This is a genomic window from Rothia sp. P100, from assembly GCF_023712425.1.
In the GTDB taxonomy this organism is placed as follows: domain Bacteria; phylum Actinomycetota; class Actinomycetes; order Actinomycetales; family Micrococcaceae; genus Rothia; species Rothia endophytica.
The window spans coordinates 102,965-122,572 of the sequence record NZ_JAMAYG010000003.1; the positions used below are offsets into that span (position 1 = coordinate 102,965).

Consider the following 19,608-nt stretch of genomic DNA (forward strand, 5'->3'; position numbering starts at 1 on the left):
GTACCTCGGTAGAATGGTGCCCATGCAGATTCTCCCAGCGCAGCAGTGGCAGGTTTTAGAGCGAGCGCACCAGGAGCGTTCCGGGCGCTATGCCTTGCCCTTTGCTCAGCGGCGCGAGCGGGGTGAGAAGCACCCGGTAGAAGACTTTCTCTTCACCTACTACACCCTCAAGCCCGGTCAGTTCATGCGCTGGCACCCGGGCGCCGACGTCATCTTGCTGGACGCCGCCAGCCGCGCTGACTGGAAGTTTTACCGCCCTGCCACCGAGGCTGAATTACTCGCCGGCGGGTTAGATGCGGGCGAGGCAGCTCGCCTAGCCAGCGAGGGCACCGCAATGACCGTTGATCTTGATGCATTCGCCACTCAACGCGCCTCGGCTATTGACTTCACCCGCATCATCCTGGGCAAAACAGCCGCCCAGCCCGGCTTCTTTGGCTGCTTTGGTCTGCACGAATGGGCCATGGCCTACAAGTCGGTTGAGAACAACATCCGCCACGACTACCTTGACTTGCGCCTAGGAGCCGACGGCACCGATGCGGTGGTTGAAAGCCACAATATTCGCTGCACCCACTTTGATGCTTTCCGTTTCTTCATGCCCCAGGCGCGCCCATTCAACGAGCTGCAACCTACCCGTCAAACCCAGCGTGACATGGAGCAACCAGCCTGCCTACACGCCAATATGGATGTCTATAAGTGGGCCTACAAACTCTTACCGCTCATTAGTTCAGAGCTTTTGATGGACTGCTTTGACCTGGCCTGGGAGATACGCGAGTTGGATATGAAAGCGGCACCCTACGATCTTCAGAGCTGGGGATACGAGCCGGTCAAGATTGAAACCGCCGAGGGCAAGCTGGCTTACACCCGCACCCAGCGTGCCTTTGCTGCAAGATCGGTGCAGCTGCGTCAGCGGCTCCTTGCTCAGCTAGACGCCGCACTGCCAGCCCCTGCAGGCCGGCAAGCGGTCTAGTCCCTGGGGTCTTGGCCCCCGTCATTCTAGGAAAAGGAGAAACCCATGACCGAACTAAATATTATGCAGGTAGCCCAGCAGCTGGGCGTTAACGAGTACTCGGTGCTGAGTTGGGTAGAAGAAGGCGGGCTCACCCCTGTGGAGGGTAAGCCCGGCCTGTGGTTCACTCCTGAGGAGGTAGAGCGCTTTGCCGCTGTCCTGACGAACCGCACCACTAAATCGCGCAATTCCTTGCAGGGTTTTAAGAAACTTTATTAGCCCTCGGGTTGAGCAGGGCCTCCTGCTGAGGCCTGGCCAGTTGCTGAGAGCTACCCCCGGCTCACCTTCAAGGTAAGTGAGTTCAATCTCCATCGTGAAGACAGCTCCTCCTTTTAGAACGGTGCTGCCGCCTAAATCTGGGCCGGTTTTTCCCTCAACCGGTGGGGGATGGACCAGACAGCAAAAGCAATTTCGTTCACATCCGGGGTAGAGCACCCTCCCACGGGCCGCTCGACTCGCACCCCTAGAGTGCTGGGCACCACCTTTACTGTGTAAAATGAGACCTGGCTCTATATAGATTCCAGCACCCAAGGAGTGCCCATTCATGGCCCGTATTGTTGTTGATGTTATGCTCAAGCCCGAAATCCTAGACCCCCAGGGTAAGGCTATTGCGAACGAGCTCCCCCGCATCGGATTGTCGAATTTTACCGACGTCCGCCAGGGCAAGCGTTTTGAGCTCACCATTGAGGGCGCAGTGACCGAGGAACTTCTAGCTCAGGCACGTCAGGCCGCTGAAGAGCTGCTCTCTAACCCCGTGATTGAAGACGTTGTGAACGTCGAAGCTCTGGAGGACTAAGACCTATGGCAGAGTCACTTGCAGCTCACGAAGTGCCCCTGGTGGGGGACTTCTCACAAGCCACCCCCGATGGCGCTCTAGCAGGTGTGCGCGTCGGTGTTATCACTTTCCCCGGAACGCTGGATGACCGCGACGCAAGCCGCGCTATCCGCTTAGCCGGTGGCACACCCGTACCGCTGTGGCACGATGAGGCAAACCTCCACGATGTAGATGCCGTCATCGTCCCCGGCGGTTTTTCGTATGGTGATTACCTGCGTGCCGGCGCTATTGCCGCCAAGGCAGCGGTCATGAGCAAGGTAGTAGAGGCCGCTCAGGCCAGCGAAAACCCCCTGCCCGTGCTGGGCATCTGCAACGGTTTCCAGATTCTGACCGAAACCCACCTGCTGCCCGGTTCCATGATTAAGAATGATCACCGCAAGTTCATCTGCCGTGATCAGACCCTGCGCATTGAGAACAACCAGACCTTCTGGACCAGTGATTTTGAGGCTGGGCAGGACATCGTCGTGCCCCTGAAGAACCAGGACGGCCAGTACGTCGCTGATGCCAAAACTCTTGAAGCACTTGAAGCTGAGAACCGTGTGGTCTTCCGCTATGTTGATGTCAACCCCAACGGGTCGCGCAACGATATTGCCGGAATCTCAAATGAACGCGGCAATGTGGTGGGCCTGATGCCCCACCCCGAGCACGCTGTGGAGCCGGGCTTTGGCCCCTCGTCCTCAGGTTTTGGCACCGTTGCCCTGCGCGGTGGCGCAGACGGTCTGGGCGTCTTCACCTCTGTTCTCAACAAGCTCGTGGGCGCCTAAGCGCTGGTTTCTAAAGGATTTATGTACTAATGAGCGAAAAGAAGTTTAACCTCGACACCGTTGAGCACGCCGCTGCTACCCCCGATACCGAGCTGCCCTGGGCTGAGCTGGGCCTCAAGGAGAACGAGTTTGAGGACGTCAAGAAGATTCTAGGGCGACGCCCCACCGCCGCTGAGCTGGCCATGTACTCGGTCATGTGGTCGGAGCACTGCTCCTACAAGTCCTCCAAGGTGCACCTCAAGCAGTTCGGCGCCAAGGTCACCGACGAGATGAAGAAGGACCTGATGGTGGGCATCGGCGAGAACGCCGGCGTGACTAACATCGGCAACGGCTGGGCCGTTACCTTCAAGATTGAGTCCCACAACCACCCTTCCTACGTTGAGCCCTACCAGGGTGCAGCAACCGGCGTGGGCGGTATCGTGCGTGACATCATCTCCATGGGTGCACGCCCCGTGGCCGTCATGGACCCCCTGCGTTTCGGTGCGATTGATCACCCCGACACCGCCCGCGTCCTGCCCGGCGTTGTTTCCGGTGTGGGCGGCTACGGCAACTCCCTGGGCCTGCCCAACATCGGCGGCGAAGTTGAGTTCGACGAGTGTTACCAGGCCAATCCCCTGGTCAACGCCCTTGCTGTGGGCATCATGCGCCACGAGGACATCCGCACCGCTAACGCTTCGGGCACCGGCAACAAGGTCATCCTCTTCGGTGCCCGCACCGGTGGCGACGGTATTGGCGGCGCTTCAGTTCTGGCATCAGAGTCCTTCGACGACACCAAGCCCTCCAAGCGCCCCGCCGTTCAGGTGGGCGACCCCTTTGCTGAGAAGGTGCTGATTGAGTGCTGCCTAGAGCTCTTCAAGAACTCCATCGTTGAGGGCATTCAGGACCTCGGCGCTGCGGGTATATCCTGCGCAACCTCCGAGCTGGCCTCTAACGGTGACGGCGGTATGCACGTTGATCTCACCAAGGTTCTGTTGCGTGATCCCACCCTGACCCCGGGCGAGATTCTCATGTCTGAGTCCCAGGAGCGCATGATGGCCGTCGTAACACCTGAGAACCTAAGCCGCTTCGAAGACATCATGAAGAAGTGGGATGTCGAATACTCCATTCTGGGTGAGGTTACCGGTTCCGGCCGTCTGACCATCGAGTGGCAGGGTGAGATCATCGTGGACGTTGACCCCAAGACTGTCGCCCACGACGGCCCCACCTACGAACGCCCCTACGCCCGCCCCGAGTGGCAGGACGGGCTGCAGGCCGATAAATTCACCGGCTCCGAGGCGGACGATGCCCGCCCCACCGGCGCTGAACTGGGCGAGGCCATCAAGGCCTTTATGGCCGCCCCCAACATGTGCTCAAAGTCCTGGATCACCAACCAGTATGACCGCTACGTTCAGGGCAACACCGCCCTGTCGATGCCCGATGATTCTGGCGTGATTCGTGTGGATGAAGAGACCGGCCTGGGTGTTGCCCTGGCCACCGATGCCAACCCCCGCTTCACCAAGCTGGACCCCTACGAGGGTGCACGTGCGTCCCTGGCTGAGGCTTACCGCAACGTCGCTACGGTGGGTGCCCGCCCCGTAGCTGTCTCTGACTGCCTGAACTTTGGTTCCCCCGAGGATCCGGATGTCATGTGGCAGTTCGCTGAGGCTGTTCGCGGTATTGCCGATGGTTGTATGGAACTAGGTGTGCCCGTGACCGGCGGTAACGTTTCGCTTTATAACCAGACCGGCGATCAGGCTATTAACCCCACCCCCGTAGTTGCCATGATGGGTGTCATGGATGATGTCACCCGTCGCACCCCCTCAGGGTGGGCTCCGGAGCACGACGGTCAGGCTATCTACCTGCTGGGCACCACCGCCGATGAGCTGGATGGTTCTGAGTGGGCCCGCTACAAGGGTCACCTGGGCGGCCTGCCCCCCAAGGTTGATCTGGCTGCTGAGAAGCTGCTGGGCGACATGCTGGTGAACATGAGCCGTGACGGCATGATTGATGCCGCTCACGACGTTTCAGCAGGTGGCCTAGTGGCTGCCCTATCTGAGGCTTGCTTGCGCTTTGGCGTGGGTGCACGCGTGGGTCTGGGTGAGGTTGCCGAGCGTGACGGTATCGACCTCTTCACTCTGCTCTTCTCAGAGTCCCTGGGTCGCGTGGTTGTATCCGTACCCCGTTCCGAGGAAGTTCGCTTCAAAGACATGTGCACCGCCCGCGATTACCCCTTCGCCCGCATTGGCGTAGTGGACGCTGAGTCTAACGCTCTGGCAATCCAGGGCGAGGTTGAGATCAACCTGAACGAGCTGCGTGAAGCCCACGAGGGCACCCTAGCCCGCCACTTCGGCGAGGTTGCCCCCAGCTAGTCGCTAGCTACACTGCAGAAGGACGCCGCCGCGCCCCTCCCCTGCCTTCGGGCAGGCAGGTGCGTGGCCGGCGTCCTTCCCTCATCTCACCAGCCTCTGGTCCATCAAAATGCTGGCAGGGACGTCATACGATGGAGCGGCCGATAGTTTCATGGACCGGTCTCTATCCCCGGACGAGGGGTGAGCAGGGCGGAATTCATACTCTCGGCTGAGGTGCCCTACGTTTCTATCCCGCTAGGCTAGTAGGGTATGGCACTTGTTGCCTCGTCCCTCTGCCCCAGGAGCCTTTATGACGCCCGCTGCACCCCACCGCGTGAATGTGAGTACCCCTCCAGACAGCGCCCTTGAAGTCGGTGGGCTGAGCAATCAGCAGGTGGCTGAGCGTCAGATCGCTGGGCTGGTCAACACGCAGAATAATGCGACCTCCCGCTCCACTGCCACCATCATTCGCACCCACCTTTTCACCATGTTTAACCTGGTGCTGGGTCTCTGTGGTCTGGCCGTGATTCTGGTGGGGTCCTGGCTTGATACGCTCTTTCTCTTAGCTGCTATTGCCAACGTGGTTATCGGTTTTACCCAGGAATTCTCTGCTAAGCGCCAGCTCGACCGCATTGCCCTGCTACGCCGCGACCCGGCTACCGCCCTACGCGATGGCAAGCTGGTACCGGTTGGCCTCGATGAGCTGGTTCTCGATGACGTAGTTCTGCTCAAGCGCGGGGATCAGGTCCCTGCCGATGCTGTGGTACTCACCAGCGACGGGCTGGATCTCGATGAATCCCTGCTGACCGGTGAAAACGACCCCGTGGGTAAGCAGCCGGGGGACGGCGTCCTGTCGGCCTCCTCTGTGATTGGCGGCTCGGGTAGGGTGCGACTAACGGCGGTGGGGGCGGCCTCCCGTGCCGCTAAGATTACAGCCGAGGCTCGCGAGTTCACCACCATTCATTCGGAGCTTCGCACGGGTATGGAGCGGGTGGTGACCTGGATTACCTGGGCGCTGGTTCCCATTATCGCGATTGTGCTCAACGGGCAGATGCAGGCCGCTGGCGGCTGGCAGGTGGCCCTTGATTCTGGCACCTGGCGTGATGCCCTGATTACTTCTGTCTCATCGGTGGCTGCCATGATTCCCCAGGGTCTAGCTCTGATGACCACGATTTCCTTTGCGGTGGCCTCAGTCAAGCTGGCCCGCACCGAGGTACTGATTCAGGAGCAGCCCGCCGTTGAGATGCTGGCCCGCGTAGATACCGTCTGCTTTGACAAGACAGGTACGCTGACCGAGGGCGGCGTTGCCTTCAACAGCGTTCTACCACTTGACCTTTCACCGGGTGAGGATGTCGGCACCCGGCTCGAAGCTGAGGGGCAGAGCATCAGCGTTCCCGGCACGGTGACGGGTTGGCAGGGTGCTCTAGCCTGGTTTGGCGCTGATGAGAACGCGAACCCCACCGCTGCTGCCCTGCACCCCTCTTTCGGTGAAGTACCTGCACTTGCAGCGACCGGCGTCATGCCCTTTTCCTCTGCCCTTCGCTTTTCTGCTGTGGAGTTCGCCGACACAGGCGCTTGGGTGCTGGGGGCACCAGAGGCTCTGCTCCCCGTCAAGCACCCGGCTAGGCAAACAGCTGAGCACCTAGCCACCAGTGGCTTGCGTACTATGGTGCTTGCACATGCACCCGCGCTCGCCCGCGAGGAGGGCAAGGTAAGCCGGATGCTCCCATCTCAGCTAACACCCCAGCTTTTTGTGACCTTCCGTGAGCAGGTGCGCGCAGAGGCTCCCGCTACCCTCGCCTACTTTAGGGAGCAGGGCATTGATCTCAAGGTTTTCTCCGGCGACAACCCCCGGACCGTGGCCGCTGCTGCTCGTCTAGCAGGTATGGATGTCACCTCCGGCGCTGTTGATGCCTCTACACTGCCTGAAACCGGTGAAAAGTTAGCACAAGCAGCCATAAACAACAGCGTCTTTGGCAGAGTCTCACCCGAGCAGAAGAAGAATATGGTGCTGGCTTTGCAATCTCAGGGGCGCACCGTTGCTATGACGGGCGACGGCATTAATGATGCTCTAGCTTTGAAACATGCCGATTTAGGCATAGCTATGGGCAATGCCGCCCCTGCCACCAAGGCAGTTTCGCGTTTGATTCTGTTGGATGGCAGGTTTGACCGCCTGCCGGGCGTGCTTGCCGAGGGGCGCAAAATTATCGCCAACATCGAGCGGGTCACTAATCTCTTCCTCACTAAGACCGCCTTCGCCATCCTTTTGGGCATTACCCTGGGTCTACTGTGCTGGAACTTCCCCTTCCTCCCCCGCCAGTACTCCACCGCTGATTTGCTCATTGTGGGCGGGCCTGCCTTCCTCATAACCATGCTGCCCAATACACGCCACTACGTCAGCGGCTTCTTGCAACGTGCCCTACATTTCGCACTGCCCGCAGCGTTGGTGATTACCTGCGTGTTGGTCTTCGTCAATGGCTATGGCAGAACCCAGGGCGAGAGCACGATGCACCTGCAGACAGCGACCTTCAGTGCACTGGCGCTGATGGGCATCTACAACATCAGCACCGTCCTGCGTCCCTTTAAGGTGGTGGGACTAGCTATTGTGGGTGGCATGTATGCAGGCCTGATTCTAGTTCTCTTGCTACCCCCTTCGCTCTGGTACCACCAATTCTCCATGCCTCAGGGGGCATATTTACTGGTAACTCTGGCTTCTGCCGCCTTGGGGTGCTTCTTGCTGGAAGTTAACCTGCGTTTACACGGGGCATGGCTCCGTGCCAAGCACCCAGAAGCAGTGGAAGCCGCAGATAGAGCTCAGATACACTAGTCACATCGAATCAGGATGCAAGCAGGTCTAGTCACCGCCCACTCTGCCACGTGGGGCGTTCTTTCCACCCGAAAAATAGGCTTGCACACCGCCCATAAGCGGAGTATCGTTTTATGCGAATGGGGCTCACACCTCAGAAAAACTTCATTTCAATCATCAGGATTGTTACTGGTTAAGCAGGCAAGACCTGGGTTGTTTACAACTCTTTAGGCCATCGGTGTATCTCCACCGAAGTTCAAGATGAAGAGTATAGCTCTACCTCCTTGTGGGGCGGGGGAAAGTATACAGCTCAGGTCTTTTTGGTGTTAAAAAGCCACCTCATCTTTGCCATTGAAGGCAGTAGCCGGTAGCAACCCGCACCTCACACGAAGGAAAGATCCGTGAATAACTCACAGATTGGCGAGAGCATCCTCGAGGGCCTGGGCGGCCCCGAGAACATCTCTCACTTCACGCACTGCGCCACACGCTTGCGTGTCACCCCTCAGTCCAATGCGGCTATCGATAAGACCAAAATTGAGAAGATCCCCGGCGTCCTCTCTATCATTGAGCAGTCCGGCCAGACCCAGGTTGTTCTGGGCGATAAGGTTGAGGGTGTCTACAACGAGATGCTCAAGCTCCCCGGCATGAGTAATCTAGGCGGCGGCACTGTGGACGCTAACACTGAGCATGAGGGCAACAAGCCCGGCATCCTCACCCGCGTCTTTGATGTCCTGTCTGATTCCTTCCGCCCCCTCCTCTGGGCGCTGCTGGGTACCTCGATGATCCTTACCCTGATCGTCTTCTTGCAGCAGTTTGGTTTCTTCGGTCAGTACACCGACCTCACCGGCCAGGTTGTCAACATTGACATCGTCAACGGCCCCCGCCTGTCAGACCCCGAAGCTGCAGCTGCCATGCTTAACGAGTGGCGTGCTGCTTTCCCCTTCTGGTTCATTCTGCTGGCAGCTTCTCTCTCGGTCCTGCAGTTCATGCCTATCATGATTGGTGCAACCGCTGCTAAGCGTCTGGGCGCTAACATGTGGGTTGGTGCGGCTATCCCCGCTGCTCTGATGACCGGCACCTTCCAGGGCTTCCAGGACATCGCCGTTGACGGTGTTGTTCAGGTTCCCTTCTTCGGTCTAGAGATCCCGCTCTACGTCTTCAACTACACCGGTCAGATCTTCCCGCCGCTCTTCGCTGCTGCCCTACTGGCTCCCCTTGAGCGCTTCCTTAAGAAGGTCATCCCCACCATGCTGCACATGGTCTTTGTTCCCATGATTTCTGTGATGATCCTGGTTCCCTTGACTGCTTTCGTGGTTGGCCCCATCGGTATCCGCTTCGCACTAGGTATTTCGGACGTCATTGGTAACGTCAACGAGGTAGCCCCCTGGCTCGTCGGTGGTCTGATCGCCGGTCTGTACCTCTTCATGGTTCCCCTGGGTCTGCACTGGCCGCTGAACGCCGTCATGATTAACAACCTGCAGACTATGGGCACCGACTTCATCCAGTCTCCTATGGGCGCTTACAACTTCGCAGTCTTTGGCCTAGTCACCGGTGTTGCTATCCGCGCTAAAAACAACAAGGAACTGCGCCAGACCGCTACCGGCGCTGCCGCATCCGGTCTGCTGGGCGGTATCTCTGAGCCCTCCCTCTACGGTGTGGTTCTGCGTTACAAGCGCGTCTTCCCCCTGATTCTGGTTCCCGCTATCATCGGTGGTGCAACCATCTCAGCACTGGGTGTTAAGTCCTACGCTTTCGCTTTCACCTCACTGCTCTCCATCCCCGCTATGCAGCCCTCAGCGCTTTACGCTATCGGTCTTGCTATCGCCTTCTTCGGTGCTATGGCTGGTGTACTGATCTTCGGTTACGAGTCAAAGACCCAGCGCGCTGAATCTGATGCGGCCCGCACGGCAGCAGTTTCAACCACTGACACCACCGAGTCTGCGGTAGCTCCCGCAGCTACTCCTGCCGCTGCTGCTACTGTCGGGGCCGCAACCTCAGCTGCCGCAGCTCCCTGGGCTAGCGACTCAGAAACTGAAATAGTTCTGGGTGCTCCCCTTGAAGGACGCGCTATTCCGCTGTCTGAGGTTCCCGATCCCATTTTCGCCGCAGCAAAGCTGGGCAAGGGTGCGGCTATTGAACCTACCGGCAACACCGTGGTGGCTCCTGCTGCAGGTAAGGTCACCGCAACCATGTCATCGGGTCACGCTGTTGGCCTCAAACTGGATAGCGGCGTTGAGCTGCTCATTCACGTGGGTATTGACACCGTGAACCTGGCTGGCAAGGGCTTCGATGTGAAGGTTGAGAAGGGCCAGCAGGTTGCTGCAGGCGATGTGCTCCTTACCTTTGATCCGGCTATTATCACCGAAGCCGGTTACCCGCTGGTTACCCCCGTGCTGGTCACTAACACCGTGAAGTTCGAGGACGTCACCGGTGAGGTTGGCCCAGTTGCTCTGGGTGATACTCTGCTAAAAATCACTACTAAGTAACCCGACCCTTTAGGTCTAACCTCAAAGAAGGGGGCCGCACCGTGATGGTGCGGCCCCCTTCTTTTGGTGGAGTTACAGCTGATCCACCTATACCTAGAGCTCTAGTACCATATGCACGTGGTCGATCCCGGCCTCCAGGTAGTTCTCCCCCACCTGCTTGAACCCTGCGGCTCCGTAGTAACGGTCCTTGAGATAGGCCTGAGCGCTGATAGAGATGCGTTGAGCCTCTGTGGTGGTGCGTACCCAGTTGATGGCGGCACCCAAAAGCTCTCTACCCAAGCCAGTGCCGCGGGCATCGGGGTGAACCGCAACTCGCCCCATCGACCAGGCACCAGGATCAAGAGGGTGGGAATCATCAGAAAAAACACCCAGGTCAAAGAGGCGAAGATAGGCGAGCACCTCACCTGCCTCGTTAGCGTGAAAGAAGTGCAAAGCTTGCCGGTCAGCCCGGTCAATCTCGTTTTCCTCGGTAATCTTTTGCCCCACCACAAAGACCAAGCCACGCAGCAGATATATCTCGTTGAGCTCCTCGAGGGTTAGCTCTTTAAAAGTCTTGAGAACAAACATGCAAACCAGCCTATCTGCAGGCCACCAGACTGTCAGCTGCAACAAGTGCAGGTGTGGGATCTATACCACATACTGATACTAACAGGCAATTGTTAAGTTTTTTTAAATACTGGTCAGTAGCAAAACTGGTGTGACGTGCGGGTTTACTCAAAAAATCCTATCCCTTACAAACACACATCAGGTTTTTCAAGAGAAATTTCGATTTTTGTACTTTCCACAGGAAACTATGGTCTAAGATTTAGGAAACTAAAAGTGTTACCCACCACACCTTTACCACTACCCCGGTAGGTCAAAAGGTGGCCCGTCGTCCGTGGTGGATGCCGTTGGGCGGGTATCCCTAGCCACCATCCTTATTCCCTTTACCCAAGGAGACACCTCATGCGTAAGACCCGCATCACTTCAGCTCTGAGCCTCTCAGCAGTCGCGGCACTGGCTCTCTCAGCCTGTGCCAGCACCGATTCAGGTTCATCAGCTTCCGGCGATTCTTCAGCCGACTCATCAAAGTCAGCTTCCATCGCTATTACCAACGTCTTCTCGTCATTAAACACTGACACCGCTGAAGGCAACTCGGACACCAACGGCATAATTAGCGCCATGACCACCCGTGGCTTCTACACCATTACCGATGAATTCGATATTCGCCACAACGACTGGTTCGGTTCATACGATATGACCGAAGAGGGCGAAGGCATGAAGGTCGACTACAAGGTCAACGATGACCAGAAGTGGTCCGACGGTAACGACATCGATAAGGGCGACCTCCTGCTTGCCTGGGCAGCTTACTCAGGCTACTTCAACGGAGAGGGCGAAGAGGGCGTCACCTTCTTCGATTACGCGGGTGAAACCGCCGGTCTGGGTGAAGCAGGTATGCCTGAGCTGGGCGAAGACGGCCGCAGCATCACCTTCTCCTACCCCAAGGCTTTTGCTGACTGGGAGAGCGCCTTCAACATCACCACTCCCGCTCACGTCGTAGCTGAACTGGCTGGACTGGACGAGGAAACCCTGGTCGAAACCATCCAGAACGCTACCCCCGGTGAAGAGAACGAAAACCTGCAGAAGATTGCAGATGCATGGAACACCGGCTTCAACACCACCACCATGCCTGATAATGAGGCACTGACTGTAGGCAACGGCCCCTACCTGGTCACCGATGTTGTCGAGAACCAGTCCATCACTCTGACCGCTAACGAGAATTACCAGGGTGACACCAAGCCCGCCATTGGTGAGGTAGTGCTTCGTGTCAATGGCGACGCTTCCTCCCAGGTTCAGGCCCTAAAGAATGGCGAAGTTGACGCTGTAGCTCCTCAGGCATCGGTTGACACTATCTCCCAGCTGCAGGAGCTGGAGAACACCACCACCACCGTCCAGCCTGACCAGTCCTACGATCACCTGGATCTCAACATGGTCTCCGGCGGTGTCTTTGAAGACAAGGACGTCCGTGAAGCCTTCCTGCTGACCGTTCCCCGCCAGCAGATCCTGGACAGCCTCATCAAGCCTATGGACCCCGAAGCTGAAGTTCTCAACTCTCAGCTCTACGTAGCCTCAGATACCGAGAACTACGATGATGCCGTCGCCCAGAACAACTCGGATATGTACCCGAGCGATGATATGGATGCCAACATCGAGAAGGCTAAGGAACTGCTGGACGGCAAGACCCCCACCGTGCGCATCCTCTACAACACTGCCAACCCCAACCGCGTCAACTCCTTCGCCATGATTCAGGAATCAGCTTCTAAGGCTGGCTTCGACGTGGTAGACGCAGGCACCGAGCAGTGGTCATCCTTGCTGCCCACCGGTAAGGATGGCGGCTACGACGCTTCTATCTTCGGCTGGGTTTCATCAGGTATCGGCAACTCATCCCTGGGCCAGATCTTCAAGGAAGGTTCACCCTCCAACTTCAACAGTTACTCCAACGATATCGTCAACGCTAACGCTGACGAGATCATGGTGACCCTGGATCAGGCACGCATTGAAGAACTGAAGAAGGAAGCTGACGGCGAGATCTTCAAGGACGCCTACGGCCTGCCCCTCTTCCAGTCCATCGCGGTTACTTCCTACAACAGCGACCTGACCGGTGTAAAGCCCAAGCCCGGCCAGCAGCCCCTGACATGGAACATCGAAGAATGGGACTTCGCAGAATAATCCCTGCCGCCCTCGTCACGCCACATCTATCCATGTGGATTGCATGAGTCACTTGGCGCGGACGCTCAGTAGCGTCCGCGCCTTCTGGCTGTTCTACAGGGCCCCTTCTTTAGCGAATTTCCCCTAACCCTTTCAGGATTCATCATGTTCATGTATTCAGTGAGGCGTTTGATCACCGCGGTCTTTATTCTTTTCGGTGCATCCTTCCTCATTTACAACCTCGTAGCTATCGCGGGCGATCCCCTCGAAGAGCTGCGCATCAGCCAGTCACCCAATAGGGACGCCCTTATTGCTCAGCGCACCGCGCTCCTCGATCTGGACACTCCAGCCCCTCTGCGCTATTTCAAATGGGTGGGCGGCATCCTAGGGTGCTTCGCGGGTAAGTGCGACTTCGGTTCTAACCTAGCCGGCACTCCGGTCACCCAGTTGCTCTCTAACGCAATTCTGCAGACCCTTACCTTGGTTGTTGCCTCCACCATCCTTGCAATCCTGATTGGTATCAGCCTGGGCATCGTCTCAGCACTGCGCCAGTACTCAGGCCTTGATTACACCATCACCTTCCTCAGCTTCCTCTTCTTCTCTCTGCCCTCCTTCTGGATTGCAGTGCTGCTCAAGGAGTTCCTGGCTATTGGCTTTAACAACTTCTTGAGAAACCCAACGGTTACGATACCGACCACGCTGATTATCGCTGCGCTAGCAGGTCTCTTCTGGTACTCAGCCTCCTTCGGGAAGCAGAAGACCCGCTACCTCATGGGTGTGTTGGGCTTCGTGCTTACCGCCGGGCTTATTATCTTCGTTTCAGCCACTGAATGGCTGAGCAACCCCTTCTTGGGTATTCCTTTCCTGTTGCCGCTTGGCGTCATTGCTGCCCTGTTATTTACCGTTCTGGTCTCGGGTATGCGCAACCGCCGAGCTCTGGGTGCCGGTCTCACCATGGTCGTCGTTGGTCTTGCGATCTACTTCCCCATTCAGGGCCTCCTCAACCAAGCAACCTTCCTCATGGTCGTCCTCATCGCAGTGGCCATGATGCTGGTGGGCTGGGTAGCTGGCCTCCTCTGGGGCGGCTACGATAAGGGCCAGGGCGCCCGCGTGGGTATGCTCTCCGGCCTCGCCATGGCTCTGCTGATTATTGTCGACCGCTTCATGCAGGCCTGGCCCGAGTACGTCAACAACAGCCGCATTAAGGGACGCCCCATCCCCACCGCTAACGCTTCAACCCCCAACCTGCAGGGCGACTTCTGGATTCTGAGCACCGATACGCTCACCCACATCCTGCTGCCCACCGTAGCCCTCACCCTGATCTCCTTGGCAGCCTACTCACGCTACTCGCGTGCGTCCATGCTGGAAATCATGAACCAGGACTACATCCGTACCGCTCGCGCTAAGGGTGTCTCCGAGCGCACCGTGGTGATGAAGCACGCCTTCCGCAACGCTCTGATTCCTCTGGCAACCATCATCGCCATGGATATCGGAAGCATCATCGGCGGCGCAGCCATCACCGAGCGCATCTTCGCCTTCAAGGGCATGGGTACCCTCTTCCTTGATTCGTTGGCGCACACCGACCCCAACCCCGTCATGGGCGTCTTCCTGGTCACCGGTATCATGGCGCTCGTCTTCAACCTGGTTGCTGACCTTCTCTACTCAGCACTCGATCCGCGCGTGAGGGTGAAAGCATAATGAGCACTAAAAACACCAACGGGTCCGTATCAGCTGATAAGGAACCCACCACCGAAACCACCGCCCTGCGCTCGATTGAAACTAACGTCGATATCCGCGCTCAAGAGTCCGTGGGTAAAACCCAGGGCCAGATTGTGCGCAAGCGCTTCTTCCAGAACACCGGTGCTGTAGCCTCAGTTTTCGTCATTATCGCGATTCTGCTGCTAGCGCTGACCTCCATCGGTGTTGGCCCCATCCCCGGCTGGTGGGGCTACAACCACACCGAAATGCAGCCCGTGCTCAACGGTGGTGCGCCCAATGCCACGCACTGGTTCGGGCAGGATGCCACCGGTCGTGACCTCTTCGCCATGACCATGCGCGGCACTCAAAACACCGTGCTGGTAGTTCTGCTGATCACCAGCATCGCTGCCATGCTGGGTGTGCTCTTCGGCGGCCTAGCTGGCTACTACCGCGGCTGGGTTGAAGCGGTCATCATGCGCTTTACCGACATGGTTATCATCATCCCGCTCATCCTGCTCACCGCTGTGCTAGGTAAACTGGCAGGTAGCTACTTCACCGGTATCTGGAACACGCTCATGTTCGGTATCGTGGTTGGTCTGCTCTTCTGGTCTTCACTGGCTCGTCTGGTGCGCGCTGAGTTCCTGACCCTGCGCGAACGTGAATTTGTGGACGCTGCCCGCCTGGCAGGTGCCTCAGATATGCGCATCATCTTCAAGCACATCTTGCCCAACGCCATCGGCGTAGTGACCGTGAATGTGTCACTGATGATGAGCTCCGCTATCCTTACCGAAACCGCTCTGTCCTACCTGGGCTTCGGCATCAAGGCACCGGACTGGTCACTGGGTTCCATCATCTCAGCCAACCAGGCAGCCTTCGCTACCCGCCCCTGGCTCTTCTGGTTCCCCGGCCTCTTCATCCTGACCCTGTCACTGGCCATCAACTTCGTGGGCGATGGCCTACGCGATGCCTTTGACCCACGTCAGAAGAAGTTCAACCCCAAGAAAGCTACCGAACGCACCGCTCACTCCGCCGAAAACGGTGTGGGTATCGACGGTTTTGCCGCACCGGCAACTGCTGGCTTGGTCAGGGTAGACACCTCTATTGCCGCTGAAGTTGATCGCCCCGAAAGCTCACGCACCTCGGACTCCATCAACCAGGACCTTGACCCGCAGAACCCTAACGACGACAAGCGTCCGCCCCAGGGCTAACCCAGGGCTACATCAAAGCGGTGGCGGGCCGTCCCCCGGACTACCCGCCACCGCTGATAAGAACTTCACGTGATAACTACATAGAGAAGCAGAACCCGTGCCCCGGTGCTAGATCATCAACCCGATGACAGCGAGCACCAGTAGCACAGCAAAGAGAACGCTACCCAGAAGGTCAGCCTTAGAACGGCAGACGGCCGGAATACCTGCAAGGGCATTGGCTTCCACCTGCTCCTGCCAGTAGCCGCGAATCATTAGAGCCACCGACCCCGCCAGGGAGTTCGGTAAATCAGAGGTTCGCATCGCGCCACCCTCACCGTAGGTAATGGAAGGCAAGCGCTCAAGGTCAGCCGGGCGAGCCCGGCGGGAAGCTACCATGCCACCGGCAGGAATACCAAAGGCCTGGTAACGCTTCTGGGCAGTCACCAGGGTCAGGTTATACCGGGTTGATACATCAATCAGCGCCGCGTAATTCACGGTGTGGGTGCAAAAAGGATTCACTACTGTGATGTCTTCCTCCCCCACCACCAGATGCGACCGCCCCAGGGTGTACCAGATAGCGTAGGCCAAGAAAATCAGCGACCAACCCCGCGTCACCACCGCGGATAAACCACTGCTGAAGGCTAACGCAACCAGCACGCTCACCGCCACTAGCACGGCAAAGCCGGTGTACCAGGGGCCGCTCTTAGCCCGGAAAACAACCGGTGGGTTCTGCAAATACTGAGACTTCATAGTCTCGTATTCTTCCAGATATAGCTATCACAGCATAAAACGACAAACCTCCTCACACCACGAACAAGAGTTGGGAAAACCAGTGAACACTCCAAACGTACAAGCGACCGGCTCACAGCCCGTGCTGAAGGTTCGCGACCTCAGCGTCGACTTCGGCGTCGACCGCCAGTGGGTGCCCGCAGCCATCGGTCTTGACTACGAGGTCCACGCCGGCGAAGTTCTCGCTATCGTCGGTGAATCAGGCTCCGGCAAATCAGTCTCATCCATGGGCACCATCGGGCTGCTGCCCAAGAACGCCCGCGTCACCGGCTCTGTCCAGCTCAACGGCCGCGAGCTGGTGGGTCTCTCTAACACCGACCTGCTCTCGGTACGCGGTGAAGAAGTCGCCGTAATCTTCCAGGAGCCCATGACCGCCATGAACCCGGTCATGACCGTCGGCGACCAGATCGTTGAAACCCTACGCCTGCACAAAGACATTGCTCCCGCCCAGGCGAAAGAAGAAGCTATCAAGATGCTGGAAATGGTTGAAATGCCGGATCCCATCAAGGCCTTCAACTCCTACCCCCACCAGATGTCTGGCGGCCAGCGTCAGCGCGCCATGATCGCCCAGTCCCTCTCAACCAACCCCAAATTGCTGATTGCGGATGAACCCACCACCGCTCTTGACGTGACCGTTCAGGCTGAGATCCTGCAGCTCATGCGCAACCTGCAGAAGAAGCTGAACTCAGCCATCATTCTGATTACCCACGATATGGGCGTCGTTGCCGACCTCGCCGACCGTGTAGCCGTCATGCGCCGCGGCGAAATCGTTGAAACCGGCGAAATTCACGAGGTCTTTAACAACCCCCAGCACGAATACACCCAGGCGCTACTCGGCGCCGTGCTGCACCTGGGCGGCGAAGAAATCGACGTCAACGCCGCCATCAATGACGCTGCACAACAAAACCGCCCCGCCACCGAAATACTCAAAAAGGTAGCGCCAGCCCGCAGCGGCGAGGTCATCCTCTCCCTCAAGGACGTTGCCCTGGAATACCCCAAGCAGGGCCGTGTAGGGCCCTTCCGCGCCGTCACCGGCGCCACCCTTGAAATCCGTGCCGGTGAAGTACTAGGCCTGGTGGGTGAATCAGGCTCCGGTAAATCCACCATCGGCCGCGCCACCGTAGGCTTCCTGGACGTCGCCGAAGGTGAACTGTCCGTCTGCGGCGTGAACATGACCAAGCCCTCCCGCAAGAACCTCGCCCAGGTACGCAAGGACGTCGGTATGGTCTTCCAGGACCCCTCATCCTCCCTCAACCCCCGCCTGCCCATCGGCGAATCCATCGGCGAACCCATGATGCTCGCCGGCGTCGCCAAGGGTGCCGAGCTGCAAAAGCGCATCGAAGAACTCCTGGACCGCGTGGAACTCCCCCGCTCCTACCGCAACCGCTACCCCCACGAGCTCTCCGGCGGTCAGAAACAGCGCGTAGGCATCGCCCGCGCCCTATCGCTCAAACCCAAGCTGCTGATTGCCGACGAACCCACCTCTGCGCTGGACGTCTCCGTGCAGGCGCGCGTCCTTGAACTCTTCCAAGAACTCCAAGCCGAAATGGGCTTCGCCTGCCTCTTCGTCACCCACGACCTCGCCGTCATCGACGCTCTGGCCGATCGCATCGCCGTGATGCGCCGCGGTGAAATCGTAGAGCAAGGCCCTCGCGAGCAGATTCTGCGCCACCCCCGCGAGGTCTACACCCAGCGCCTGCTGGCCGCTGTGCCCCTCCCTGACCCCGACGCTCAGGCCCAGCGCCGCGAGCTCCGCGCCAAGCTGCTCGAAGAAACCGGCGCCGTCGTCAGCTAAGGGTGCACAAAAAATAAATTCCGCGTAGCTGACCCTCTCGCCCGGTTCGCTTCGCTCACAAGCCGATTCACGCCAGCCCCGACCAGCTACGCGGAATTTATTTCTTGTACTGAGGGATGTAGGTGGACCCTACCTCAGCGTTTAAAAAGAAGTGACCGGATCTTTACACATTGTAAAAATCCGGTCACTTCTTATTGAGCGGGAGAAGCTAGTTCATTTTGTTGCGCCAGTCGGCATCCTTGCCGGCGCGGGTGTCACGCAAAGCCTGCAGGTTTTGCGCAATAAGGCTCTCAGGGTCGACAGGGCGGCCGCCAGCAGAGTGCGGCGTAATCACAATGTTCTTAGCAGCCCAGAGCGGGTTATCAGCAGGCAGGGGTTCAGTCACCGCTACATCGATACCAGCCCCAGCAATACTGCCCTCATTGAGAGCAGCGACCAGGTCAGCTTCATTAACGGTAGGGCCGCGGCCCACGTTGATGATGTAAGCGCGGGTAGGCAGCTTAGCCAGACGCGCGGCATTCAAAGCGTTCTGCGTAGCTTCAGAATTGGGCAGAATCATCACGAGGATGTCGGTCTCGGGCAGAACGCTATCGATATCCTCGGTAGCAATTACGGGGAAGCCTTCACGCTCACCGGCGGTGGTCGCCACACCGGTCACCTGAGCGCCGAACGCCTGGAAAAGGCGGGCCGTAGTAGTGCCAATAGAGCCAAAGCCCCAGATGGTGACCTTGGCATCCAGCAGGGTGGTGACCTGGTCAGCGGGGTGAAGCTCCTGCGCCCCGCCCAGTTCCCCAGCCCAGTTGCTGCGGTCTTGGTGCTCTGCCAGGGTCGGCAAGAAGCGAACAAAGTTCAGGGTCAGCGCCAGAGCATGCTCCGCCACGGTCTTGGAGTGAAGACCGATCCCCGAGGTAATAACAGCCTCCTGACGGAAGCCCGCTGCGCGTGCCTGATCCGGGCCAGCTAGAAGCGACTGAACCAGCTCCACCTGTTCAAGGTGAGCGGCGGCGTCCTTTAGCTGTTCATTAGTGTTAGCCCAAGAAATCAGCACATCAGCGTCATAGTGTTCAGCGTCAATGTTCACGGTAGGGTCATAGGACACCACGGTGTCTTCCGCCTCAAGACCCAGGCGGGACTCATCCAGGGTGACAGAGGTAGGAACAAGAATTTTCACGAAATCTCCTCAAAAGCGCAGCCGTTGGCACGGCGGGTACAGCACCACTCTACCCA

Annotated in this window: 14 protein-coding genes; 11 read left to right on the plus strand and 3 right to left on the minus strand. The window is 58.2% G+C overall.

Features of this window, described 5'->3' with window-relative positions; genetic code table 11:
- The first annotated feature begins 22 nt into the window (after positions 1 to 22).
- The 7 genes from M3668_RS07750 (at position 23) to M3668_RS11160 (ending at position 10,224) form a co-directional block, all read left to right on the plus strand.
- Complete coding sequence (locus M3668_RS07750) at positions 23 to 967, plus strand: 3-methyladenine DNA glycosylase (RefSeq protein ID WP_251380272.1); 945 nt, start codon at positions 23 to 25, stop codon at positions 965 to 967.
- Positions 968 to 1,012: 45 nt separating this feature from the next.
- Positions 1,013 to 1,225: a MerR family transcriptional regulator gene (locus M3668_RS07755; RefSeq protein ID WP_251380273.1), complete on the plus strand. Its 213-nt coding sequence runs from the start codon at positions 1,013 to 1,015 to the stop codon at positions 1,223 to 1,225.
- 325 nt (positions 1,226 to 1,550) lie between these two features.
- Positions 1,551 to 1,802: a phosphoribosylformylglycinamidine synthase subunit PurS gene (gene purS, locus M3668_RS07760; RefSeq protein WP_251380274.1), complete on the plus strand. Its 252-nt coding sequence runs from the start codon at positions 1,551 to 1,553 to the stop codon at positions 1,800 to 1,802.
- 5 nt (positions 1,803 to 1,807) lie between these two features.
- Entirely contained in the window at positions 1,808 to 2,605 is a 798-nt protein-coding gene (gene purQ, locus M3668_RS07765; protein WP_251380275.1) for a phosphoribosylformylglycinamidine synthase subunit PurQ, read from the plus strand.
- Between the two features lie 29 nt (positions 2,606 to 2,634).
- A complete protein-coding gene (purL, locus tag M3668_RS07770) occupies positions 2,635 to 4,953 on the plus strand; it encodes a phosphoribosylformylglycinamidine synthase subunit PurL (protein WP_251380276.1) in 2,319 nt (772 codons plus the stop codon).
- A gap of 289 nt (positions 4,954 to 5,242) precedes the next feature.
- A complete protein-coding gene (locus M3668_RS07775; protein WP_251380277.1) occupies positions 5,243 to 7,759 on the plus strand; it encodes an HAD-IC family P-type ATPase in 2,517 nt (838 codons plus the stop codon).
- Positions 7,760 to 8,139: 380 nt separating this feature from the next.
- The gene (locus M3668_RS11160; RefSeq protein WP_251380278.1) at positions 8,140 to 10,224 is read left to right on the plus strand and encodes a glucose PTS transporter subunit IIA; all 2,085 of its coding nucleotides are present in this window, start codon (positions 8,140 to 8,142) and stop codon (positions 10,222 to 10,224) included.
- 93 nt (positions 10,225 to 10,317) lie between these two features.
- On the opposite strand, the gene M3668_RS07785 is transcribed toward M3668_RS11160, so the two are convergent.
- On the minus strand, positions 10,318 to 10,791 hold the full coding sequence (locus M3668_RS07785) for a GNAT family N-acetyltransferase (protein ID WP_251380279.1): 474 nt from the start codon (positions 10,789 to 10,791) through the stop codon (positions 10,318 to 10,320).
- A gap of 378 nt (positions 10,792 to 11,169) precedes the next feature.
- On the opposite strand from M3668_RS07785, the gene M3668_RS07790 reads away from it, so the two are divergent.
- From M3668_RS07790 to M3668_RS07800, 3 genes are all read left to right on the plus strand, one after another.
- Positions 11,170 to 12,933, plus strand: a complete 1,764-nt coding sequence (locus tag M3668_RS07790) for an ABC transporter family substrate-binding protein (protein ID WP_251380280.1) — start codon at positions 11,170 to 11,172, stop codon at positions 12,931 to 12,933.
- Between the two features lie 144 nt (positions 12,934 to 13,077).
- Complete coding sequence (locus M3668_RS07795; RefSeq protein ID WP_251380281.1) at positions 13,078 to 14,610, plus strand: ABC transporter permease subunit; 1,533 nt, start codon at positions 13,078 to 13,080, stop codon at positions 14,608 to 14,610.
- Positions 14,610 to 15,818 (plus strand): ABC transporter permease, encoded by a 1,209-nt coding sequence (locus tag M3668_RS07800; RefSeq protein ID WP_251380282.1) that lies wholly within the window; start codon positions 14,610 to 14,612, stop codon positions 15,816 to 15,818. The genes M3668_RS07795 and M3668_RS07800 overlap by 1 nt, the downstream gene beginning before the upstream one ends.
- Before the next feature lie 108 nt (positions 15,819 to 15,926).
- On the opposite strand, the gene M3668_RS07805 is transcribed toward M3668_RS07800, so the two are convergent.
- Positions 15,927 to 16,547 (minus strand): PH domain-containing protein, encoded by a 621-nt coding sequence (locus tag M3668_RS07805; protein WP_251380283.1) that lies wholly within the window; start codon positions 16,545 to 16,547, stop codon positions 15,927 to 15,929.
- Between the two features lie 82 nt (positions 16,548 to 16,629).
- On the opposite strand from M3668_RS07805, the gene M3668_RS07810 reads away from it, so the two are divergent.
- On the plus strand, positions 16,630 to 18,381 hold the full coding sequence (locus M3668_RS07810) for an ABC transporter ATP-binding protein (RefSeq protein WP_251380284.1): 1,752 nt from the start codon (positions 16,630 to 16,632) through the stop codon (positions 18,379 to 18,381).
- 208 nt (positions 18,382 to 18,589) lie between these two features.
- Here the strand turns inward: M3668_RS07810 and M3668_RS07815 are convergent, their stop codons facing one another.
- Positions 18,590 to 19,552 carry an NAD(P)-dependent oxidoreductase gene (locus M3668_RS07815; RefSeq protein WP_251380285.1) on the minus strand — a complete coding sequence of 321 codons (963 nt, stop codon included), beginning with the start codon at positions 19,550 to 19,552 and terminating at the stop codon, positions 18,590 to 18,592.
- Positions 19,553 to 19,608 lie beyond the last annotated feature (56 nt).